The following is a 21,219-nucleotide window of genomic DNA, read 5'->3' as shown; positions in this document are numbered from 1 at the left end:
CGCGGTCCGATTTTTGTATACCGCCGGATTCTTGTCAATTGCCGGGTGATTCGGTTGTGGGGTATAGTTGCCCCAACAAAACAATCCATAGTCACAAGGAGGCGTTGCAAGGTGTCCAATATGACCCCTATATCTGCCGCAGCCGGCATGCCGGCGGAGCCGCTTCGGCGCACAGCTCGAAGCGAGGTAGCCAGAAAGATGCGCCGTCATTGGCAGTTGTATCTGCTAATTCTGCTGCCGCTGCTCTATTTTATTTTATTTAAATACGTTCCGATTCTAGGCGTGCAGATCGCATTTAAGGATTTGAGCGCGAAGGCAGGCATTTGGGGCAGCCCTTGGGTGGGGTTTAAGCATTTTGAAGCTTTTTTCAACCACCCTAATTTTTGGCTCCTCATTAAGAACACATTGTTTCTAAGCTTGTATACGCTTGCAGTCGGGTTTCCCGCTCCAATTATACTCGCACTCATGATTAATGAGCTAAGGAACGGCATGTTCAAAAGAACCGTTCAAATGGTGACCTATGCGCCATACTTTATTTCTACCGTCGTCATGGTTTCGATGATCCTGCTGTTTCTGGCACCGCGAATCGGCGTGATCGATCATATTCGGACTGCGCTTGGGTTTGATTCCGTTAATTTTATCGGGGAGCCCTCCATGTTCAAAACGATCTTCGTGTTATCGGATGTATGGCAATACATGGGGTACAGCGCCATCATTTATATCGCCGCCCTGGCTGGCGTCAATCCGCAGCTGTATGAGGCATCCAAGCTTGACGGCGCGAGCCGGCTGCAGAAAATCATCCATATCGACCTGCCAAGCATTATGCCAATTATGGTGCTGCTGCTGGTGCTGAATATGGGGCAGCTGCTCAATATCGGCTTCGAGAAGGTGTATCTGCTGCAAAATCCGCTGAACACCAGCGCCTCGGAAATCATTTCTACCTATGTCTATAAGGTTGGTCTGGTGCAAGCGAATTACAGCTTCTCCGCCGCCGTCGGTTTGTTTAATTCGTTGATTAACTTGCTATTAATACTGCTTGCCAACTTCGGGGCAAGACGCGCTACAGGATCGGGGTTGTTCTAACATGGCAAAATCGAATGCGATTAAGGAGCCGTTGTCGGACAAGGTATTGCTCACCTTCATTTACATCGTGCTGATAATCATATTGGCGGCGGTGCTTTATCCGCTAATCTACATCGTGAGCTCTTCCTTGAGCTCGCCGCAGGCGGTTGTATCCGGACGAGTGTGGCTGTTCCCGGTCGAGCTCTCGCTGAAAGGCTATACGGCCGTTCTTAGCAATCCGCGGATTTGGTCAGGCTATTCCAACTCCATCTTCTATATGTGTGTTGGCACGTTGATAAGTGTCTTCCTTACTTTTGCGTTAGCTTATCCGCTATCGAAGAAAACCTTCTATGGGCGATCGACGATTATGTATCTGATTATCGTAACCATGATTTTTAGCGGCGGCCTGATTCCTTATTATTTGACGGTAAAAAGCCTTGGGATGATCGATACGCGCTGGGCGCTGCTGCTGCCTCAGGCCATAGCGGTCTGGCAGGTCTTCATTGCCAAAACCTTCTTTCAAGAGTCGATCCCGGATGAATTGAACGAAGCGGCTGAAATGGACGGCTGCAGCGATCTTCGGTTCCTTTGGTCGATAGTTCTGCCGCTTTCCAAACCGGTCGTAGCCGTATTGGCGCTTATGTATGCGGTTACCGCATGGAATGCGTACTTCGATGCGCTAATTTTTCTGAAAAACGTCAATCTCTATCCGCTTCAACTCATTTTGCGAGAGATTTTGATTCAGAATTCCGTCGACAATTCGATGATGGTAGACGTACGAACAATGGAAGCCAGACAAGGAATGAAGGATTTGCTGAAGTTTTCGCTCATCGTCGTTTCGAGTTTGCCTGTCCTCATCATATATCCATTTGTTCAGAAGCATTTTGTAAAGGGGGTCATGATCGGTTCTCTGAAAGGTTAATCTAAACAGATCATTGGTGGAGAGTAGCAATAGGGAATTATCCATAACGAATCTGAAGGGGTGTCTGACATGAAAAAATCTTGGAAAATGGTAGCTGGAATCGTGCTTGCCGCAACGCTGCTTGTGAGCGCTTGCTCGAATAACAATAATTCTGCAGGTTCAAGTACGAACGGGGCCGTTAACGGCGGCGAATCGCAAACGCCGGTCAAACTGTCTGCATTCATTAATCAATCGCCTAACCTTGCTAGCCTAGACAATCCGTTCACGAAGCTGGTTGAAGAGAAAACGAACGTCAAATTGTCGTTCACGGTCGGCCCTCCGAACGATAATAACGACAAGCGCAACGTGCTTATGGCAAGCGGCGATTACCCAGAAATTTTTCTAAGCGGCAACTTTACGCCAGCGGAACAAATGAAGTTCGGCAAGCAGGGCGTATTCCTGCCGCTCAACGATCTTATTGAGCAATACGCGCCGAATATTAAAAAAATCTTCGAAGAGCGTCCGGATTTGAAAACCGCGATTACTTCCTCTGACGGCAATATTTACGGCATGCCTCAGGTGAATGAGTGCTATCACTGCTGGTATGCGCAGAAGCTGTGGATCAACCAAAAGTGGCTCGACAAGCTAGGCTTGGATATGCCGACAACGACGGAGGAATATGCCGAAGTGCTGCGCGCATTCAAAACGAAGGATCCGAACGGCAATGGCATTGCGGATGAAGTGCCGCTAAGCGGCGCATTGTACACTTGGCACGGTGACATTACAGGATTCCTGATGAATCCGTTCATTTACAACAACGGGGATGGTCAATCCTTCTCCTATATCCGAGTGAAGGACGGTCAAGTGCAGCTTTCGGCTAATCAGCCGGAATGGAAGGATGGACTAGCCTATCTGGCTTCGCTTTACAAAGAGGGCTTGATCGACCCGCAGGCATTTACGCAAAATCAAGAGGGCTTGCAGCAGCTTGGCAACAATGTAGGCGAAACGATACTCGGCTCCTTTGCGATTGGCCACGTACAGATGGCAGTAGCCGCAACCGATGAGCGCAATCAGTATTATGTAGCCGTTCCGCCGCTTAAAGGCCCGAATGGCGTTCAATTATCCGGCTATTACAAATCGGTCGGCAACCAAGGCCGTTTTGTCATCACAGATAAAGCTAGTGAAGAACAGCAAATCGCAGCGATTAAGATGTTGGACTATCTGTGGACAGAAGAAGGAACAAGAGGACAGGTATTCTCGGTGGAAGGGCATTCCTGGAGCAAGGCAAGCGCCGATCAGCTTAACGTGAACGGCAAGCCAGCCAGCTACCAAGTGGACCCGTCCTACCGCAGCGAAACCATCCATACGGATGGCTGGGACCAAGCGGGTCCGGACTTCCGTCCGCGGGACCGCTTCGAATCGGAAGCCGTATCCCAAGATATGCTGTCGCCGGAAGGCTACGAGCTGCGCTTGGTCACGGAGACGAATAAGTATGAAGGGTTCGAGCCGAAAGAGGATGAAATGTTCCCGACGGATATTTTCATCAGCGCGGAGGATGGGGAGAAAGCCGCCCAATACAAAGCGACAGTGGAGGATTACGTTCGTTCGAACATGCTGCAATTCATTACGGGGCATAAAGATATCCAGAAGGATTGGGACAGCTATGTGCAAGGCTTCGGCGGCTTGAAGCTGAGCGATTACTTGAAAATTTTGCAAAGCGCATACGATGCGAACCTGAACAAAATGAAATAAGGTCCTATTGATGGCGTAAACGGCAGCCTGCGGCGCAAGCGCTGCAGGCTGCTCATTTTAGAACGAAGGAAGTGAGACGATGAAGCAGCAGCTCCCGTACATTCAAAATCCTATTTTGCGCGGCTTTAACCCGGATCCGTCGATCGTAAGGGTTGGCGACGACTTCTACGTGGCGACTTCTACCTTTCAATGGTTTCCTGGCGTGCAAATTCATCATTCCCGCGACTTGATTCATTGGCAGCTGCTCACGCGTCCGCTGGATCGATTAAGCCAGCTCAATATGCTGGGCAACCCGGATTCCGGGGGCGTATGGGCGCCTTGCCTGACTTACGACAATCATTTGTTTTATCTGGTCTACACTGATGTAAAAAGCCATGCGGGTGCTTACAAGGATACACACAACTATGTCGTTACCGCTCCCGACATTAAGGGTCCATGGTCGGATCCGGTTTATTTGAACAGCAACGGATTTGATCCGTCGCTATTTCATAACGAAGACGGAAAGAAATGGCTCGTGAACATGCAATGGGATTACCGGAAAGACCGTGACCCGTTTAATGGCATCTATTTGCAGGAATATTCCGAGGAGGAGCAGCGGCTGGTCGGGCCATCCTATTTGATTTATCAAGGGTCCGAGCTGGGGCTGACGGAAGGTCCTCATTTATATAAGAAGGATGGCTATTACTATCTGATGGTTGCCGAGGGCGGCACCAGCTACGAGCATGCGGTAACGTTAGCTCGGTCCAAGGCGCTTACCGGACCCTATGAAACGGATCCTTCGGGAGCGATGCTCTCCGCACGCCATAATCCGGAAGCCATGCTGCAGAAGGCCGGGCATGCCAGCTTGGTGCACACGCAGAGCGACGAGTGGTATATCGTTCATCTTTGCGGACGTCCGCTGACGACAGAAGGCAGGCGCTGCAATCTGGGCCGGGAAACGGCCATTCAGCGCTGCGAATGGTCGGAGGATGGATGGCTCAGGCTAACGGGAGGCGGTAATACTCCGTTTAATGAGATCCAGGCGCCTGCGCTTCCTTGGCATCCCTTCCCTGCACCATCTCCTACGGATCATTTCGAAGAGGGAACGCTCGATATTCAGTGGCAGTCGCTGCGCCAGCCGATGACGGAGCAGTGGCTGACGTTGACGGAGCGGCCGGGATATTTGCGCTTGAGAGGCATGGAGTCTCCCAATTCGCGCTTCAGGCACAGCCTGATCGGCCGACGCCAGCAAGCTTTCCGCTGCGAGGCGGAGACTGCTCTCGAATTCGAGCCCGGCACCTATCAGCAGATGGCAGGCTTAACCTATTATTATAACTCTCAAAACTATTATTACCTTCGATTGGGTTATGACGAGAAGGCGGACACGAACCTTGCGATTCTTGCCAACGATCATGGCGTTTATCACGAGCATACTGCGGAGCCAGTCCCGGTTCCTTCGGGCGCACGCGTTTATTTGCGGCTTGTCATTCAGGATCGTTGGCTGCAATTCTATTATTCCTTGAACGGCAGCGAATGGTTCGCGATAGGACCCGAGCTTGATGCTAGCAAAATATCGGATGAGTATGCGACTCATCTGGTAGATGGCTATTTTACGGATTGGGGCTTTACGGGTGCCTTTATCGGGTTATGCGCGCATGATTTATCGGGCGGGCGCAGGGCTGCAGATTTTGATTATTTCCGCTATGAAGAGAAGGAGTGAGGGAGAATGGCATTATCCAATGATTCATTAATAGGAAAGCATCTCGTATTTGTCTGCGGCGAGGATGAATATGAATCGGAGAATACGATGCCGATTCTAGCAGGGGAGGCAGCGAGGAAGCATGGCGCCAAAGTTACGGTGCTGACTGCTGGCCCAGATCCTGCGAATCCGACAAACATTGCAGGGCTTGAAGCGCTCGAAACGGCGGATTTGGCTGTGTTTTACATTCGCTTCCGCCAGCTGCCGGAGGAGCAGTTCCGCTATATTCGGGAGTATCTGGATGCAGGCAAGCCGGTGATTGGCTTGCGAACAAGTACGCATGCCTTTCTGTATCCGGAAGGACATCCGTTACAAGAATGGAATGACGGCTTTGGCATAGATGTGCTGGGCGCCCCGTGGATTCGCCATTTCGGCCATTCCTCAACGACTAGCGTTTCCGTGGCTTGGGCTGCGGTAGAGCATCCAATTCTGAGAGGCGTTCCTACGCATTTCGAATGCCGATCCTGGCTCTATCAGGTGCTTCCGTATCCGCCAGAAGGAACGATTCCGCTGCTGAACGGGGCGACGATTAATCCCGAGGATAATGGATGGTCCTATACGAGCGACACCCCTCGCGTGCATCCGGTAGCTTGGACCCGGACACACGGGGGCGGCGGACGGGTGTTCACGACGACGATGGGACATCCCGAGGATTTTGAGCTGGAAGCGTTCAGGCGATTGCTGCTTAACGGCATGCATTGGGCAGTCGGAGCAGAGCATTTAATAGAAGGAGGATCGAAATGATGAAACTAGCAGCGATTACAGGCGAGAAGAAAGCAGAGCTGATCGAGCGGGATCGGCCTGCATTGCAGGAGGGCTGGGCGCTCGTTAAGGTCCATGCTGCGCCGATGTGCGCGGAGTATAAAAGCTTCGTCCATGGCGACCATTCGGAATGCTTGGGCCATGAGGCGGCTGGCGAAGTTGTTGAGGCAGCGCCTGGCAGCAAGGTAAAGGTTGGCGACCGGGTAGTGGTCATGCCCCAGTATCCATGCGGAGAGTGCGATCTGTGTATCGCAGGCGACTTCATCTATTGCGAGCACAACCAGAATCATTACGAGCCTACGATGACGCAATATTTGTCGAAGCCTTCCTGGCTGCTTGCTCCAATACCGGATGGCGTCTCCTATGAGAAAGCTTCGTTAGCCTGCTGCGGCCTTGGGCCGTCGCACGGGGCCTTCTCTACGATGGGAGTTAATGCTTTCTCAACGGTATTGATTACAGGACTTGGGCCAGTTGGTCTTGGCGCGATCGTCAATGCGAGGTTTCGCGGCGCAACCGTCATAGCGGTAGAAATGAACCCTTACCGCGTGGAGCTGGCTGAGCGGATGGGCGTTCAGCATATCATCGATCCGCGGGACCCGGAGGCCGTTAGCCGGATTAAAGCGTTGACCGGAGGAAGAGGGCCGGATTTCGGGCTTGATTGCTCAGGTGTGTTAGCTGCGCACCGCCTTCAGATTGACGCGGTCAAGCGCAAAGGCAAGATCGCTTTCGTTGGGGAATGCTTCTCCGAGACACCAATCAAGGTGAGCGACGATCTGCTGCGCAAAGGCATTCACCTGATCGGCTCTTGGCACTACAACTTAAATGAATTTCCGCATTTGATGAAGGTGATTGAGCAATCTCCGCTTGCCGAGCTGCTCATTACACATACCTTTCCGATGAGCCGAATCCAGGAAGCGTTCGAAGTGTCCGCTTCACAACAAAGCGGCAAAATCATATTGAAACCATGGGAGTGATCCGGTCATGAAGGTTGGCATGAATCTGTTGTTGTGGACGGATAAGCCAGATCCCTCCAAGCATCTGCATTTGCTGCAGGACATTAAGAAATGGGGCTTTGACGGCGTTGAGCTGGCCGTCGATAACATGGACGCTGCGGATGCGAAGGCATTTGGCCTGATTTTGAAGGAGCTGGGGCTTGGAATCACGGGCATTGCAGCACTTGACGCAGCTGTGGCAGATCCCGCAAGCAGCGACGAGGCGTTAAGAGGACATGCGCTTGAGATTCTGAAGCATGCGATAAAGAATACACAAATGATTGGCGCTGAGGTGTTGTGCGGCCCCTTGTTTCAAGGACTTGGGCGCTTCAGCGGGCAAGGCCCGCAGCCCGAGGAATGGGGCTATGCGGTGGAGACGCTGCGCGCCGCGGGCGAGTATGCCGCGGAGCTTGGCATCAAGCTTGCGCTTGAGCCCATCAACCGATTCGAAATGTACCTTGCCAATACGCTGGAGGATGGCGCCCGGTTCGTGGAAGCGGTTGGACTATCGAACGTAGGACTGCTCGCCGATACTCATCATGGCAATATCGAAGAGCTGAATGTTCCCGAGGCGTGGCGGAGAGCGGCGAAGCATATTGTTCATGTTCACATCTCGGAGAATAACCGCGGGGTTCCGGGCAGCGGCCATGCGGTGCCTAAGGAAATATTCGACGTGCTGCATGACATTGGCTATGACGGCTGGCTAACGATTGAAGCTTTCGGCCAACAGGTTCCAGGCCTTATCTCACGGCTGCATCTGTGGCGCGATTACGCTGAGCATCCCGACGATGCGGCACGGCTAGGCGTTCAATATATTAGAAGCCATTTGGCTTAACGAGAGGAGAAATTCACCCATGCCTTTGATTCAGACCAATGGAATTGAGCTGTTTTATGCGGAGCGGGGAGAAGGAGAACCGCTTGTGCTGCTAATGGGGCTAGGGGCCGACGGCAGCCTATGGGAGGAACATGTGCGCGCATATGAACAGCATTTCCGCTGCATTCTAGTCGATAACCGCGGCGCGGGCGGCTCCTCCCAGCCCATTGGGCCCTATACGACAAAAATAATGGCAGCCGATACGCTCGGCCTGCTTGATGCGCTCGGAATCGAGCGTGCCCATTTCTCCGGCATCTCGATGGGAAGCGCGATTGCCCAGGAAGCGGCATTATCGGCTCCTGACCGAGTGATCAGCCTAACGCTGAATTGCTCCTGGTCGATGTGCGATGCATATACGAAGCGCGTTTTCGAAACGCTCGGCAATGCCTATTCGCTTATGGAGGCGGATGATTTCCAGAAACTGCTGCAGCTTATCATTTATACGCCAAGCTACCATGAGCAGCATTTGTCGGTGCTGGAAACCGCGCAGCAGGCAGCGCTCGCCCATCCCTCGCCGATGACGATTCATGCGTTCCTGTCACAGTGCGAGGCGTGCATTTCCCATCATACGGCGGGAAGGCTCGGAGCGATTACAGCGCCGACGCTCATTACGGTGGGAGATCAGGATATCTTCACGCCGCTGCCTTTGTCGCTAGCTATCGCGGAGGAAATTACGCACGCCGAGAAGCACGTCTTTGTAGGCAGCGGCCATACGCATCACTGGGACCGGCTTGAGGAGTTCAACCGAGTTACGCTGGACTTTATGCTGCGCCACAGGGAAGCCATCCAAGCGAGGAGAGATGAAGATGAAGCCTAAAATTTCAATCGGATCATGGGCGTTTGCATTCGGTCCTTTTGCAGAAGACCCATGGTCTTTTACACGAATTTTGCAGTATGCCGAGCAGGCCGGTTATGACGGGGTAGAAATGAACGGCTTTGCTCCCCATCCGACACCGGATCTTTATCCAACAGCTGCAAGCCGTCAAGCACTGCTGGAGGAAATCCGGTCTTACGGGCTTGGCATTTCCGGTTATGCGCCGGACTTTACTTCAGCGCCGCCGGACCGAAGCGAACCAGCGGTTTATTTGAAACTGATGGAAGGCTATATCGATTTCTGTACTGACCTCGGCATCGATACGATTCGAGTGGATACGGTCAGCCATCCAGAACAATTGCCAGAGGATGCGTACGAGGACCGTTTTAAAACGCTGGCTTTGACGTGGCGAGCTTCCGCGGAAATGGCTGCGACCAAGAACATGCGCATCGTTTGGGAGTTTGAACCGGGCTTCTGGCTGAATAAGCCTTCTGAAGTGAAGCGGCTCGTGGAAGCGGTCAACCATCCTGCCTTTCTAGTGCTGTTCGATACGAGCCACGCCTATATGAGCGGGGTTGTTGGCGCACGCCAAACGGGCGAGAAGGAGCTGTTATCCGGCGGGATAGTGGAATATGCGAGGCTGTTGGAAGGCCATATCGGACATTTCCATCTGATTGATTCGGATGGGACGCTGCATGATGAAGAAACCAGCACGCATGCTGCTTTTGGAGCGGGAGAAATTGACTTCCAAGCTCTACTGAAGGAGCTAAAGCCGGTGGTGTCAGGCATGGAATGGTGGTGCGTCGATTTCTGCTTCAACGCAGAGGTGGAAGAGTGGGGCCGCCAGGCGGTTCCATTTATACGCAAGGCCATGAAGGAGGCGGAATAAGGCATGGCAATCTCCATTGGTTTCCAAACCTATACGTGGCAAATGTCTTATGAGAAATATTGCGACCAATTGGATCATATTCTCGCGGCGGTAAAGGAAGCGGGCGGTACCGGAATCGAACCGGAGGTGTGCATGCTGGGGTGTTATACGGATGCCCCGGTCGCCTTGCGGGAAGCGCTGGATGGCCAAGGACTTCGCCTTGGCGCGCTTTGCCTTGCTTTGGCGTGGCAGCATCAAGAAGAGACAGCAGAGGAGCGGGCGGAAGCGGATCGCGTGATCGCATATTTGAAGCATTTTCCGAATACGGTACTGACCTTGGTACAGCTTCCGGGCAAGGATCGCAGCGATCTCGCGCGCCGGCAGGCGAATGCGCTGGCTAACATTAATGCGGTTGCGCGCCGCGCTTCAGAACAAGGAATTGCTTGCGCTTATCACCCCAATTCGCCGAGCGGCTCGCTCTTTCGCGTGGAGGAAGATTATAAGGTGCTGCTGAATGGCTTGGATACGCGGTATTGCGGCTATGCGCCGGATACCGGGCATATTGCCAAAGGCGGCATGGACGTCGAGGCGATCTTCCGGACGTACCGGACGATGATTAAGCATGTTCATTTTAAGGATATGAGTGTGTATGACAGCTCGTGGACGGCACTTGGCCAAGGCTCCATTGACCATGTAGGCATCATGCGGTATCTGAGCGAAACCGGTTATGACGGTTGGGTGATGGTGGAGGAGGAATCAAAGGGCGCCGAAGCGGATCCGGATGGGGTTACCTTGCAAAACGGGATATATATTCGCGAGGTGCTCGAACCGTTAGGGAAATAGCCGTTTCGCAGCGCAATTGCATTGCAAACGAACGTTTTTTCAATCGAACAATTAAAGGAGTGCGGATCATGAAACAGCGTATTTATCTCGTTGGCGCAGGAGCCATTGCCGGCTACCACGTGGAGGCCATTGCCAGACTAACTGAATCTGAGCTCGAGCGGCCTACCGTATTTGTCACCGACGTCAATCCGAGCGCGTTAGCAGCGTTTGTGGAGAGGTATTCTTGGGTGATCCCTGCCGAGCAGCTGACTTCGATGCTGGAAGAGCCCGCAGGGGAAAATGATATTGTGATCGTTGCGACGCCACCCCTTACGCATGCTGACATCACCTGCCACGCCCTGCGATCCGGACGGCATGTCTTATGCGAGAAGCCGCTGGCCATGAACAGGGAAGAGGCGGAACTTATGCTCCGAACAGCCAAGGAGACGGGAAAAATGCTGGGATGCTGCAGCTCGAGGTTCGCAGGCCTGCAAATAACTGATGAAGTCAAGGCTAAGCTTGGCCAGGGTGAGCTTGGCGAGCTATATCAGGCACAGTGGATACAGAGGCGGAAAAGATCGCGTACGGGAATCGAGTACCAGCCGACAAGCCGGTGGTTCCTGAAACGTTCGGTAAGCGGCGGGGGGACCTTGATGGACTGGGGGCCGTATGACATGGCGGGCATGACGGAAGTTCTCCAGCCCGTGAAGGTGGAGGTGCTTCATGCCTGGATGTCGAATCCGGTGACGGGACATCCTCTTGAGGCTGAAATCACGAGCGACGTAGAGCAGCATGTCGGCGCACTGTTGAATTTCCAATTGGCGGATGGCAGCGTAGTGCCGGTTCATTATGAGCGGGCGGCATGCTGCCACGGCGAAGAACGGAGCCTAACCGAAATCGAGGGGACGGTGGGAGCCTTGCAATGGGAATGGCTCTGTTTGGATGGGAGCGGCGAGCTGGCTCGGTATTATGATGAGGCTGGCGAACCTGCAGAAGACCGCAGCAGCGTAGCGAATGCCCCGCTTGGGATGATGGATAAGCCCATCGTTTATTTCTTGCAAGCGGTATCCGGACAGGCATCGCACGCGATCGTGAACGAGCAGGCTGTATTCAATTTCAGCATTCTAGCCGCGATCTATGAGAGCATTCAAAGCGGGGAGAAGCTAGTCGTAACGAAGGAGAGGGCCTAATGAAAAACGTCTATGCCATGGATACTTTTTTCTATAACAGCTTAGGCAATTATCCGTTTGCAGTGCGCTGCGAAATGCTCTCGGAGCTCGGTTATGATGCAGCCTATTTGACCCTTTGGGATGAGCAGGCATGGAAGGATCTGGCGTTGATTCCGGGCGTGAAGGACACCTACGGGCTAGAGGTTGCGGCCGTATATGCCGTTCTTGACGTTACCTTGCCGAAGGAACATCCGGACGCAGTTAGAATCGTTGCCATGCTGGAGCAATTGGAGGGCTGCAGCCGGGTGGAGCTTGCGTTAACGATGGGTGACAATCTATACGCGCCGTCGGACCCGGCAGGGGACGCTTTGGCACTGGAATGGCTGTCGTATTTGCTTCCTATTGCCGAGCAAAGAAACATTAAAATTTCGCTCTACCATCATGTCTTCTTCTGGTTGGAGCGCTGGGAGGACGCGCATCGGCTGATCAACCAGCTGCGCCATCCTTTGCTGGGCATAACCTTTAGCTCCTTCCATTGGTATGGGATCGATGGCACGAGGCTGAATGAAGCGCTGTCCGCTTGTGTGCCTTATCTGCATGCGGTCAATGTCTGCGGAAGCCGAAAGCTGCCTCCCGGCGGCTTGCCGGCCTCTATTGAAAGCATTGACCAAGGCGAGCTTGATGTGTTCAGCTTTATTGCTGCGCTGAAGAAGCATGGTTATATCGGAAGCATTGGCTTCCAAGGTTACGGAATGGGCGGGGATCCCTTCCATCATTTAGAGAAGAACATTCAGGTGCTCAGCAAGATTGAGAAGCGCCTCCTTAAGCACCCAAGCTGGTCGTTACTATAAGCAGTTTGTCGAAGCAGGAAGGAACGGGACCGTTGGTCCTGCGTTTTTGTAAGGGGGGCCGGTTGTTGTTTGGGCCGGCTCTTTTAACTAAATAAAAGGTTTTATATGTTTTATCTTATAAAACAGCCTTGTATTTCTACGAGAAACGAATTCGCTTTTCTTATAAAGAAAGCCGAAGCCGTTTCTTCTTGTTTTATGTAAGGATAAGAAAAGAGGGAAAAACATGAATATAAGAAACGCGGTTAATGATGGTACTCATAACGCGCCAAGGCTGGAGCTGCAGCAATCCTGGTGGGCTATGGGGCAGCTCGGAGAGCATGGCAAGGAATGGACGATGGAGCAGAAATTCGAAAAAATCGCAGAGGCGGGCTATTCGGCGATTAGCGCCGCCGTGCCGCCGCCGGAAGAAAGGCAGGAGTGGCACCGCCTGCTGGATCGTTATAAGCTTGGCTTTAACGCCATCGCTTTTCCTTCGAGGGTGGAAGATATCTTACAGAGCATGGAGGAAGCGAGCCAATTTGGGTCTGTGCAATATATGAATTTGCAGGTCATGGATGGATTCGTCATTGATCAGCAGGCGATCGAGCTGCTGTCTGGCTTGCTGTCGAGAGCAAAGGAGACTGGCATGCCAACCTTTATCGAGACGCACCGAGGGACTCTCACGCAGGACCTTATCCGAACGGTATCCTATGTCCGCGAGCTCCCGGAGCTTCGCTTGATGATCGATTTGTCCCATTACGTCGTAGCTGGTGAGTTGAACGGCTCGCTTGCGCGCGCGGAGGAACATTTTGCTGTGCTGCTGGAGCGCACCTCGGGCATTCATGCCCGCGTATCGAACGGCGAGCAAGTCCAAATTGATGTAGGGCCCGAAGGTGATCATCCGATGCTGCCTCATTTTGAACGCTGGTGGCGCACAGGAATGAGAAGCTGGCTTCGGCAAGCACAGCCTGGTGACGTATTGCCCTTTGTAACGGAGCTAGGCCCTCCAGGCTATTATGCGGTCACGCAAAGGACAGCTGCGGGCAACGAGATTGAAATTTCCGATCGCTGGCAGCAGGGGTTATTGTTGAAGAGATTGGCTGAGGTGCAGTGGCAGCAGGCGCATAGCGAGTTGGAGTAAATCGAAGGTAACAGAACAAAGGTAACAGAACGAAGGTAACCTTACAAACGAAAGACTGAACAGAAAATGTTTTTCTGTTCAGCCTTTTTGCATAGGTGCATCTATCTCAGAAGAGACGGTAAACGGTGAGCCAGCTCAATTTAGGACGGAAGCAGTGCTTTTAATTTAAGGTCCGGTTGTGCAAGAGCTTTAGAATCGAGTACCGCCTGAGAGCCAATAATCATTTCAGCAAGCCGTATATCCTTGGCTATGCCGGGACCGCCGATGCCGCTTGCCGCCACGAGTCTATTCTCAGCCGTTAAATGGAAGAACAAGTCGCCTTTGGCGCCGAGGCTGCGATGAACGGTCGTTGTGCCGGCATCGGGCAAGCCCGCGACTTGCAGAGTCAGGTCGTATTGGTCCGACCAGAACCAAGGGACTGCTGCATAGGCAGCTGCAGCACCAAGCATGCTTCCGGCGGCATGCGTGCCTTGGTCCTGGGCGTTGCGCCAAGCCTCAAGGCGAATTCGCCTGCCACCATAAAGCGGATGAGGGAAGGAGCAGCAATCGCCGGCTGCAAAAATATCCGGATCGCTCGTTGCCAACCTCTCATCAACACGAATGCCATTTTCGACGGCTAGTCCGCTCTCAGAAGCAAGTGCTGTTTCGGGAATGGCTCCTATCCCTGCAACGATTGTATCGCAGGCTAATGCTTCACCGTTACTGAAGCGGATGAGGTACTCTTTCCCGCTGCTCGACATTCCGGAAATCGCGCTGCCAAGCTTGAACTGTACGCCAGCCGATTGATGGCGAGCATCGACAAGGCTAGCAATCGCTTCGGGAACGCCTCTCATAAGAATACGCGGACCTGCTTCGATAACGGTAACTTCACATCCGCGTGCTCTTGCGCTTGCCGCAACTTCGAGGCCGATAAAACCACCGCCAATGACGACAATTCGTTTTCCAGGCTGCAGCTGTTCTCGAAGCGAGACGGCATCGCCATAGGAACGAAGATAATGGATGCTAGGCCATGCCAGCGGGGTGTCGGAGCCGGGCAGGGGGCTAGCAAGTTTTCTGGGCTGTGCGCCGGTTGCGAGCAGAAGGCGCTCATAAGTAAGGCTGCTGCCATCGTTTAAAGTAATCCTATGGTTCCTTGTATCAATGGCAACGGCTTTGCATGCTTTCCGCAGCTCGATGCGCTGCTCCGTCGCCTGCTCTGCACGGAGGATAGCTGCAGGGGAAGGCTGATCTTCCTCTTGCAGCATTTGCTTGGATAAGGGCGGGCGCTCGTAGGGAGCATGCGCCTCTTCGCCGATAAGCGTAATCCTGCCTGTCCAGCCCAAGCTGCGGAGCTCAGCGGCTGCGCGTGCGCCGGTTTCGCCGGCTCCAATGATAATCATGCCATGGTCTGACAAATTGACGCCTCCTTAATTGATTCGGATCCAGATATGCCCGGATTCCTGTTTGAGCGGGTAGGTTTTGAGCGCTTGGCAGACGGGGGCCCGCTTGGCTTCTCCAGTCGTGTAATCGAACCGTCCGTTATGCTTCGGGCATTCAATATGATTGCCCATAACCAGTCCGTCTGCTAAATGAAATTTCTCATGCGTGCAGAAGCCATCCGTGGCAAAATATTTGTTTTTTGCGGAACGGTAAATCGCAAAGGTCCGTTCCTCATAGTCGAATCGGATGACATCCTCTTCCTCAATATCTTCTTCTTCACAGGCGGCAATCCAGCCTTCGTATGCCATAGGGGCACCTCTTTTCTTATGATGGTTTGTATTCGACATCGCTGCTACCTTCCGTGCTTGGGCCATAAGCGTAAGGACGGGCCGTTGCTGGAAGCGTTCTCAAAACGGTATATGAAGGGTCTTTACGCTGGCGAATGAGGGCCGAGAACACCTCTTTAAGCGCCGCTCCAAGGCTTGGCGATGGTGCGGGACAGTCATGCTTCATTTCCTCATGCAGCTTAGGCAGGGCATGATAGGGCACCATTGGGAACATATGGTGTTCGATATGGTAATTCATGTTCCAGTACAAGAAACGAAGAACCGGATTCATATAGGTGGTACGAGTATTGAGGCGATGGTCAAGCACATCCTCATAGAGCCCGAGATGCTGGGACAGGCCGGTCATGAGCACAAGGAAGCTTCCGAAGAAGGAAGGCAGAACAACAAACATCGCCGGAAGAATGCTGCCTTTATAGATGCACGCTGCAATGACAACGAGAAAAATCAGCATGTATACCCGGGATTCCGTACAAGTTTTGCGTATTTCCGAGGCGGGAATATATTCCTTCTCCTCTGCGTCGAGCTTCCCAAAGCAATGCAGGAGCATTCGCTTTAAGTCCTTCGGCCCGCCATACAGCTTGAAAAATTCCATCACGATCACATACCAGACTGGCGGGCGCGGGGCTACGATTTCCGGATCCCTGCCTACAATAATCGTGTCGGTATGATGCCTGGAATGGCTCCATCTCCAAGGCGTCGCCGGTCTTAAAATCATAAATGAAGCGATTTGGTAGATGACTTCATTCATCCAGGATGTTTTGAATGCGGTACCATGTCCACATTCATGCCAGCGCGAATCGGCGGGTGAAGCGTAAAGCACCCCATAAAGAGCAAATGCCGGGAGGGCCCACCAGGTTCCCCAAGAGAAGTAAGCCAGAAAGCCGGCAGCGGCAAGTGCGCCAAACCAGATGAGTGTATCCCGGATGGCCGGGCCGTCCTTTCGTTTCATAAGCTCCTTCAGCTTGGAGCGGGGGATGGGGGTGAAATACCATTCTGCTGCGACCAGCCCCTTTTGCTGCGCCAAATCGCTCTCGGGTCCGGTCAAGCTGTAGTCCCGTTTATGTCTTGTTGTGGTCGGCAAGAGCTCTTCCTCCTTCATTAGATGTTTATATGGATCGTACACAATCCGGAAGCGCTAAACAATGCGTGCAATTGATGTTTTTTTATCTGTAATTGATATTATAAAGAAATATAGAATATAGGGATTTTTAGGGTGAAATAAATTGTAGGAAAGCAGGCTCTCCTGTATATTGGGGAAAGTTAAGCGGTTCACTTTGTCGATTTTCTCACGACTTCGATAATTGAAGGAGAAATAACTATGAAAGATCAGTAAGAAAAGGATGGGTCGGAGCGGGGGGTAAAATCATCTAAATGTGTCTATTGGTGGCTTGTGTCTGGTGAATGATCTGGTGCTTGCCGAGTAGAAGAGCCATAAAGGAGAAGCGAGATTGCCTTATGCATAAAGTGCTGTTGGTAGATGACGAAGTATTTGCATGCAAAGGGCTGGGATGACCCTAGGGTGAGTCAAAGAAGAGCATGGCCAGCATGTAAAAACAGCAGCCCAGGAATGTTTTATTCCGGCTGGCTGCTGTTTGATTGCTTTAAGATTTTCGCATGCCGCTCCAAGATAATCGCCTAATTTCCGATGCGGTTCTTCCGGTTATTTGCTTGATCATTCTAGCAAAATGATGCGAGGTCTTGAATCCACAGCGGTGGGCGATCTCAGTCACGTTTAGACCTGTGCTGGTTAACAGCTCGACTGCCCGATCAATGCGGTAGCTCCATAAATAAGCAATTGGCGTCGTATGCTCATACTGCTTAAACAGCCTGACCAGGTGCTCGGGAGACAATCCAACGCGGTCCGCTAGCTCGGCTAGCGTCAATTCGTCCATGTAATGCTCATAGATTTGGGATAATACCTGATAAATGGCCGGATGCTTCTCTTTCTCAAGCAGCGCTCTTCTAGATTCAGTCGGATAGAGATATAATGCAGCTAATCCAAGGCTAATCATGGCCGGATCCTCTGCTGAGGCGTAACGCTGCATGTTCAGCATTAAATCAAGCAGCCGGTTCATTTCTTCCGTGAGCGGCAGATATTCCGGCAGTTGGTCAAGGAGCTGCCTTGTCTCTTCGGGCAGCTTGTTAATATGTACAGCAATCCAGCGATGCCAAGTCTCCTCGGTTCTGGAGAAGGTAAAGTTTTCTTCGCAGCCGGGCTTCAGCAGCACAACATGGCCTGGGCCGATTCTGACCATTCTTCCGTTAATTTCAACGTTCATCTCTCCGGTGTAGAGCATGACTAGCTGAACATCCTGCTGAATGCGAGGGCCGAGCCGGCCTCCTGGCGGATACACGATTGAGCCGGCGGTTGCATGGCCAATGTCCTGAATAGAGAGGTTGAGCGGTAGGCTGGACATCGTATTCACCTCAAGGAAGCATAATAAGGAACTAGCCGCATTATATCAATGATAGGCACAAAATCGCAACATAAAGCCATTGCCACCGCAGGAGCTGCGCAGTATGCTGGTGTAAAAGGCAAAGGAGCCGCATCTATGACTGATTACGATAGCTTTCAAAATTATACTTCGCCGACATACGGGACGATCTTTGCCGGACATTTTAATGAATCGGACCGATATATGACCACTCGTCCTGCGGGAATGACGGATTGGCTCCTTGCCTATACGCTAGAGGGCAACGGTTACTTTCGAACCCCGGCGGGAGAAGAGAGCTGCTCCGCAGGTGATCTTGTGCTGCTGCGCAGCGGCGTGCCTCACCAATACGGGACAGTAGCAGGCAGCCACTGGAATTTCATCTGGGCACATTTTCCGGGCATGATTGAAACCAATTATTTGCCTGAACAAGAGCTTATTATTCAGAGTGTCGGTAAAGCCCAAATGCAGAAGCGGGTTTATCAGGCGCTAAAAAATATTATCCAAGATTCGCGGGAACAGCGGTCCTTCTGGCTGCCGATATGCGAGAATGAAATTCGCGGCATCTTATTGCTAATGGCAGAGCGGGGCAGGCGCAAAGGCGATCCACGAGTAGAGGAAACCTTGCATTATTTGTCCAAGCATATGAGAGAAACCATTCGAATTGAGGACATTGCCGAATCCGTCGGGTTATCGAGTTCCAGATTGTCGCATTTATTCAAGGAAGAAACGGGCTCGACGATTGTGGAGACGGTCAACGCGATGCGAATCCGGCAGGCTGCCTTGCACATCCGGAACTTTGGCCGGACAGCCTCCGAATCCGCCTATGACGTCGGGTTTCACAACTATAACCATTTTGCCGTGTTATTCCGCCAGCAGATGGGCATGAGCCCTAGGGAATATGCCAAGCTTCCCATTAGCTAGTGAGCATGGCCGATTTGCGCAAAGGATGAGTTTAGCCGTTACTGTGGGTGCCGGCCGTAGATCTCTTCCAATCTTCATGTGCAGCCTGTACACGCGACCAAAGCTCATCTTTCTCCGCGCTGCTGTAGTTCAGCAATTTCTCTCCGAAATGATCAGCCAGCGCTTCGAGCCACATGGATTTGGTATGCAGCTCTGTCTTGTGAACACCATACTGATCATGCTTCTTCAAGACACAGCCACGGATCTCAGCGCCTTCTGCGGCGCTTCTATTCCGAATAAGGAACAGATCAAACCAAGGGGACTCGGGTGCGCGGCTATAAAAGTCGTGTTTCGGCTTGAATTCCTCCAAATCCTCTACCGCCATGGGATCAAAATCGACCCCAGTGATGGAAGCCTGCGGATCATGCTCCAGGCGCCAACCCTCTTTGGCAATGCCAGAAGCCGTCACTTTATAAACAAACGGGGCTTGTTTGTACTCACCATATTTAAGCGGCAGCGGCTCAAACGGCATATCTCCGAGCCCGGCGTCGATAATCCAGGTTTCTTCCTCCAGCTGTTCATTAAGCAGGCTAACGGTAAGTCCGAGATGGAACGAGTTGATACGAGGCTCAGCTCCTAATGGCTGGACACCGGCGCGGTGCATCGAAACTCTATATCCAAGCGATCGGAGAAGTACGCTAAATGCTCCGTTAAGATGGAAACAGTAACCGCTTCGGCCGCCCAGAACAAGCGCAATGGATTGCTTGTAGTCAATGGAAGCCGGTTTGCGGGCAAAGATGTCAATCGTTTGCCAAGGGAGTGCTTTGATATGAGCCTTATGAAGCTCGAATAAATAGGCCTTCGATGGAGCCTCGACATCGACGATACCGATTCTATATAAATAAGCTTTAATTTCATCCTTGGACATGGTGTACATAGCGAGCACCTCTTTTTATAAAGATAAGAATGTATAAGTTTGTTAGGTTATATAGGGTTTATATTTCACCGTCAAAGCTACTTTAGCGTCGGAAGGACGCCGAAGGCGTTTTTGCTTGTCAAAATGAATTAGATTTGCATGATCGTTTGCTTGTTATCATCGTAAAGGAGATGAGCGCGGGCCACAATGAACAAAAGGGTCATCTGTACCGATACAGAAATGGTTTACCTCATTTTAATGCATGGTAGCCAAGTCTAGAGGCATATAATTCCTTGAAGAACGTTGTGAGGGGAGACCGCATGGAAAATAATCAGATTCGCTATTATAAGCCTTTTGTTGGTCCATTTGATCCCTGTCCGCCTATCCGCCTGAAGAGCTTCAGCACGCCGCCGCAATTATTTATCCCCTTTCAGCCTCCGAATTTGCCGCAGTTCTCACCCTATGAAGCGCTCAAATATGGAACGCTCTGGCCCGCGTTATTTAGTCCTTATGATTCCAAAAATACGAAACTGGAAGCGGGTGATTAACGATGTCCGCTGTTTTGAACGAGGACTATTACAAGCTGCTGCACGAGCTGCAGGCGATCGATTTTGTTCTGGTTGAATTGAATTTATATTTGGATACCCACCCGAATGACAGCAATGCTATACAGCAATATAATCATTGCGCGGAGATCAGGCACCAGATTGCTTACCAATATGAGACAAAATATGGTCCTTTGAAGCATTTTGGCCAAAGCTTGTCGGGTGTGCCTTGGTCCTGGAATGAGGCGCCTTGGCCTTGGCAGGTATGATGATGGAGCTGTCTCTGGCTGCTGAATACGGTAGAGGAGGTGTCGTGCATGTGGGTGTATGAGAAAAAGTTGCAATATCCCGTACGCGTCAGCAAATGTGATCCTTTAATGGCGAAATTCCTCATGGAGCAGTACGGCGGCGCCGACGGCGAGCTTGCTGCGGCGCTTCGCTATTTAAACCAGCGCTATACGATTCCGGACAAAGTCATTGGTTTGCTTACGGATATTGGAACGGAGGAATTTGCTCACTTGGAAATGATTGCTACGATGATTTATAAATTAACAAAAGATGCGACGCCTGAGCAATTGAAAAAAGCGGGGCTTGGCGCACATTACGTTGCCCACGACAGTGCTTTGTTCTATGAGAACGCAGGCGGCGTTCCGTGGACGGCAGCCTATATCCAGGCCAAAGGCGATCCGATCGCGGATCTGTATGAGGATATTGCAGCGGAGGAGAAAGCGCGCGCTACTTATCAGTGGCTGATTGACCTGACAGATGACGTGGATTTGCAGGACAGCTTGAAGTTCCTGCGGGAGCGCGAGATCGTGCATTCGCTGCGGTTTCGGGAAGCGGTGGAAATCCTTAAGGAAAAACGGGATGAGAAGATTTTTTATTAGAGGGAACCTCTCTACAGCGATTTTGGCTGTGGGGAGGTTTTTTGG

22 protein-coding genes are annotated in these 21,219 nt (G+C 51.9%); 17 read left to right on the top strand and 5 right to left on the bottom strand.

Features of this window, described 5'->3' with window-relative positions:
• Nucleotides 1-120 precede the first annotated feature (120 nt).
• From E0496_RS17160 to E0496_RS17100, 13 genes are all read left to right on the top strand, one after another.
• Nucleotides 121-1,083, top strand: a complete 963-nt coding sequence (locus E0496_RS17160) for an ABC transporter permease (protein WP_141503318.1) — start codon at nt 121-123, stop codon at nt 1,081-1,083.
• 1 nt (nt 1,084) lies between these two features.
• Entirely contained in the window at nt 1,085-1,984 is a 900-nt protein-coding gene (locus tag E0496_RS17155; protein WP_139997377.1) for a carbohydrate ABC transporter permease, read from the top strand.
• Between the two features lie 69 nt (nt 1,985-2,053).
• Nucleotides 2,054-3,715: an ABC transporter substrate-binding protein gene (locus E0496_RS17150; protein WP_141502998.1), complete on the top strand. Its 1,662-nt coding sequence runs from the start codon at nt 2,054-2,056 to the stop codon at nt 3,713-3,715.
• 79 nt (nt 3,716-3,794) lie between these two features.
• Nucleotides 3,795-5,414 carry a glycoside hydrolase family 43 protein gene (locus tag E0496_RS17145; RefSeq protein WP_141502997.1) on the top strand — a complete coding sequence of 540 codons (1,620 nt, stop codon included), beginning with the start codon at nt 3,795-3,797 and terminating at the stop codon, nt 5,412-5,414.
• Between the two features lie 6 nt (nt 5,415-5,420).
• Nucleotides 5,421-6,197 carry a ThuA domain-containing protein gene (locus E0496_RS17140; protein WP_141502996.1) on the top strand — a complete coding sequence of 259 codons (777 nt, stop codon included), beginning with the start codon at nt 5,421-5,423 and terminating at the stop codon, nt 6,195-6,197.
• On the top strand, nt 6,194-7,189 hold the full coding sequence (locus E0496_RS17135; protein ID WP_141502995.1) for a zinc-dependent alcohol dehydrogenase: 996 nt from the start codon (nt 6,194-6,196) through the stop codon (nt 7,187-7,189). The genes E0496_RS17140 and E0496_RS17135 overlap by 4 nt, the downstream gene beginning before the upstream one ends.
• A gap of 7 nt (nt 7,190-7,196) precedes the next feature.
• Nucleotides 7,197-8,042 (top strand): sugar phosphate isomerase/epimerase family protein, encoded by an 846-nt coding sequence (locus tag E0496_RS17130; RefSeq protein ID WP_141502994.1) that lies wholly within the window; start codon nt 7,197-7,199, stop codon nt 8,040-8,042.
• A 19-nt stretch (nt 8,043-8,061) separates the two neighbouring features.
• Nucleotides 8,062-8,898: an alpha/beta fold hydrolase gene (locus tag E0496_RS17125; RefSeq protein ID WP_141502993.1), complete on the top strand. Its 837-nt coding sequence runs from the start codon at nt 8,062-8,064 to the stop codon at nt 8,896-8,898.
• Nucleotides 8,888-9,784 (top strand): sugar phosphate isomerase/epimerase family protein, encoded by an 897-nt coding sequence (locus tag E0496_RS17120; protein WP_161601454.1) that lies wholly within the window; start codon nt 8,888-8,890, stop codon nt 9,782-9,784. Before E0496_RS17125 ends, E0496_RS17120 begins: the two co-directional genes overlap by 11 nt.
• A 3-nt stretch (nt 9,785-9,787) precedes the next feature.
• Nucleotides 9,788-10,606 (top strand): sugar phosphate isomerase/epimerase family protein, encoded by an 819-nt coding sequence (locus E0496_RS17115; RefSeq protein WP_141502991.1) that lies wholly within the window; start codon nt 9,788-9,790, stop codon nt 10,604-10,606.
• A 68-nt stretch (nt 10,607-10,674) separates the two neighbouring features.
• Nucleotides 10,675-11,775 carry a Gfo/Idh/MocA family protein gene (locus E0496_RS17110; protein ID WP_141502990.1) on the top strand — a complete coding sequence of 367 codons (1,101 nt, stop codon included), beginning with the start codon at nt 10,675-10,677 and terminating at the stop codon, nt 11,773-11,775.
• The gene (locus E0496_RS17105; RefSeq protein WP_141502989.1) at nt 11,775-12,605 is read left to right on the top strand and encodes a sugar phosphate isomerase/epimerase family protein; all 831 of its coding nucleotides are present in this window, start codon (nt 11,775-11,777) and stop codon (nt 12,603-12,605) included. Before E0496_RS17110 ends, E0496_RS17105 begins: the two co-directional genes overlap by 1 nt.
• 223 nt (nt 12,606-12,828) lie before the next feature.
• Complete coding sequence (locus E0496_RS17100; protein WP_141502988.1) at nt 12,829-13,725, top strand: sugar phosphate isomerase/epimerase family protein; 897 nt, start codon at nt 12,829-12,831, stop codon at nt 13,723-13,725.
• Nucleotides 13,726-13,865: 140 nt separating this feature from the next.
• On the opposite strand, the gene E0496_RS17095 is transcribed toward E0496_RS17100, so the two are convergent.
• From E0496_RS17095 to E0496_RS17080, 4 genes are all read right to left on the bottom strand, one after another.
• The gene (locus E0496_RS17095) at nt 13,866-15,119 is read right to left on the bottom strand and encodes an NAD(P)/FAD-dependent oxidoreductase (protein ID WP_206669793.1); all 1,254 of its coding nucleotides are present in this window, start codon (nt 15,117-15,119) and stop codon (nt 13,866-13,868) included.
• Between the two features lie 12 nt (nt 15,120-15,131).
• Nucleotides 15,132-15,452 (bottom strand): MocE family 2Fe-2S type ferredoxin, encoded by a 321-nt coding sequence (locus tag E0496_RS17090; RefSeq protein WP_141502987.1) that lies wholly within the window; start codon nt 15,450-15,452, stop codon nt 15,132-15,134.
• A gap of 16 nt (nt 15,453-15,468) precedes the next feature.
• Nucleotides 15,469-16,572 carry a fatty acid desaturase family protein gene (locus E0496_RS17085; RefSeq protein WP_175598079.1) on the bottom strand — a complete coding sequence of 368 codons (1,104 nt, stop codon included), beginning with the start codon at nt 16,570-16,572 and terminating at the stop codon, nt 15,469-15,471.
• Between the two features lie 520 nt (nt 16,573-17,092).
• Nucleotides 17,093-17,908 carry an AraC family transcriptional regulator gene (locus E0496_RS17080; RefSeq protein ID WP_141502986.1) on the bottom strand — a complete coding sequence of 272 codons (816 nt, stop codon included), beginning with the start codon at nt 17,906-17,908 and terminating at the stop codon, nt 17,093-17,095.
• Nucleotides 17,909-17,956: 48 nt separating this feature from the next.
• On the opposite strand from E0496_RS17080, the gene E0496_RS17075 reads away from it, so the two are divergent.
• On the top strand, nt 17,957-18,847 hold the full coding sequence (locus E0496_RS17075; protein ID WP_241674839.1) for a helix-turn-helix domain-containing protein: 891 nt from the start codon (nt 17,957-17,959) through the stop codon (nt 18,845-18,847).
• A 31-nt stretch (nt 18,848-18,878) separates the two neighbouring features.
• Here E0496_RS17075 and E0496_RS17070 read toward each other — a convergent pair whose 3' ends face one another.
• Entirely contained in the window at nt 18,879-19,763 is an 885-nt protein-coding gene (locus E0496_RS17070; RefSeq protein WP_141502984.1) for an arylamine N-acetyltransferase family protein, read from the bottom strand.
• Nucleotides 19,764-20,062: 299 nt separating this feature from the next.
• On the opposite strand from E0496_RS17070, the gene E0496_RS17065 reads away from it, so the two are divergent.
• From E0496_RS17065 to E0496_RS17055, 3 genes are read left to right on the top strand one after another with little or no spacing between them, the layout of a single operon-like run.
• On the top strand, nt 20,063-20,290 hold the full coding sequence (locus E0496_RS17065) for a spore coat associated protein CotJA (RefSeq protein WP_141502983.1): 228 nt from the start codon (nt 20,063-20,065) through the stop codon (nt 20,288-20,290).
• Nucleotides 20,291-20,292: 2 nt separating this feature from the next.
• Nucleotides 20,293-20,556: a spore coat protein CotJB gene (locus tag E0496_RS17060; RefSeq protein ID WP_141502982.1), complete on the top strand. Its 264-nt coding sequence runs from the start codon at nt 20,293-20,295 to the stop codon at nt 20,554-20,556.
• Between the two features lie 48 nt (nt 20,557-20,604).
• Nucleotides 20,605-21,174 carry a manganese catalase family protein gene (locus E0496_RS17055; RefSeq protein WP_139997396.1) on the top strand — a complete coding sequence of 190 codons (570 nt, stop codon included), beginning with the start codon at nt 20,605-20,607 and terminating at the stop codon, nt 21,172-21,174.
• Nucleotides 21,175-21,219: the final 45 nt, after the last annotated feature.

Source organism: Paenibacillus luteus (assembly GCF_006542765.1).
Taxonomy (GTDB): Bacteria; Bacillota; Bacilli; order Paenibacillales; family Paenibacillaceae; genus Pristimantibacillus; species Pristimantibacillus luteus.
Note: the sequence above shows the minus strand (reverse complement) of the source record. Positions and strands in the feature narration are given on the sequence as shown.

Excerpts from the sequence above, each read along its gene's own strand:
- E0496_RS17120 (WP_161601454.1), top strand. The coding sequence starts at position 8,888 with ATGAAGCCTAAAATTTCAATCGGATCATGGGCGTTTGCATTCGGTCCT.
- E0496_RS17090 (WP_141502987.1), bottom strand. The coding sequence starts at position 15,452 with ATGGCATACGAAGGCTGGATTGCCGCCTGTGAAGAAGAAGATATTGAG.
- E0496_RS17155 (WP_139997377.1), top strand. The coding sequence starts at position 1,085 with ATGGCAAAATCGAATGCGATTAAGGAGCCGTTGTCGGACAAGGTATTG.
- E0496_RS17130 (WP_141502994.1), top strand. The coding sequence starts at position 7,197 with ATGAAGGTTGGCATGAATCTGTTGTTGTGGACGGATAAGCCAGATCCC.
- E0496_RS17115 (WP_141502991.1), top strand. The coding sequence starts at position 9,788 with ATGGCAATCTCCATTGGTTTCCAAACCTATACGTGGCAAATGTCTTAT.
- E0496_RS17110 (WP_141502990.1), top strand. The coding sequence starts at position 10,675 with ATGAAACAGCGTATTTATCTCGTTGGCGCAGGAGCCATTGCCGGCTAC.
- E0496_RS17140 (WP_141502996.1), top strand. The coding sequence starts at position 5,421 with ATGGCATTATCCAATGATTCATTAATAGGAAAGCATCTCGTATTTGTC.
- E0496_RS17125 (WP_141502993.1), top strand. The coding sequence starts at position 8,062 with ATGCCTTTGATTCAGACCAATGGAATTGAGCTGTTTTATGCGGAGCGG.
- E0496_RS17135 (WP_141502995.1), top strand. The coding sequence starts at position 6,194 with ATGATGAAACTAGCAGCGATTACAGGCGAGAAGAAAGCAGAGCTGATC.
- E0496_RS17100 (WP_141502988.1), top strand. The coding sequence starts at position 12,829 with ATGAATATAAGAAACGCGGTTAATGATGGTACTCATAACGCGCCAAGG.
- E0496_RS17055 (WP_139997396.1), top strand. The coding sequence starts at position 20,605 with ATGTGGGTGTATGAGAAAAAGTTGCAATATCCCGTACGCGTCAGCAAA.
- E0496_RS17060 (WP_141502982.1), top strand. The coding sequence starts at position 20,293 with ATGTCCGCTGTTTTGAACGAGGACTATTACAAGCTGCTGCACGAGCTG.
- E0496_RS17070 (WP_141502984.1), bottom strand. The coding sequence starts at position 19,763 with ATGTACACCATGTCCAAGGATGAAATTAAAGCTTATTTATATAGAATC.
- E0496_RS17160 (WP_141503318.1), top strand. The coding sequence starts at position 121 with ATGACCCCTATATCTGCCGCAGCCGGCATGCCGGCGGAGCCGCTTCGG.
- E0496_RS17075 (WP_241674839.1), top strand. The coding sequence starts at position 17,957 with ATGATAGGCACAAAATCGCAACATAAAGCCATTGCCACCGCAGGAGCT.
- E0496_RS17145 (WP_141502997.1), top strand. The coding sequence starts at position 3,795 with ATGAAGCAGCAGCTCCCGTACATTCAAAATCCTATTTTGCGCGGCTTT.
- E0496_RS17150 (WP_141502998.1), top strand. The coding sequence starts at position 2,054 with ATGAAAAAATCTTGGAAAATGGTAGCTGGAATCGTGCTTGCCGCAACG.
- E0496_RS17065 (WP_141502983.1), top strand. The coding sequence starts at position 20,063 with ATGGAAAATAATCAGATTCGCTATTATAAGCCTTTTGTTGGTCCATTT.
- E0496_RS17105 (WP_141502989.1), top strand. The coding sequence starts at position 11,775 with ATGAAAAACGTCTATGCCATGGATACTTTTTTCTATAACAGCTTAGGC.
- E0496_RS17080 (WP_141502986.1), bottom strand. The coding sequence starts at position 17,908 with ATGTCCAGCCTACCGCTCAACCTCTCTATTCAGGACATTGGCCATGCA.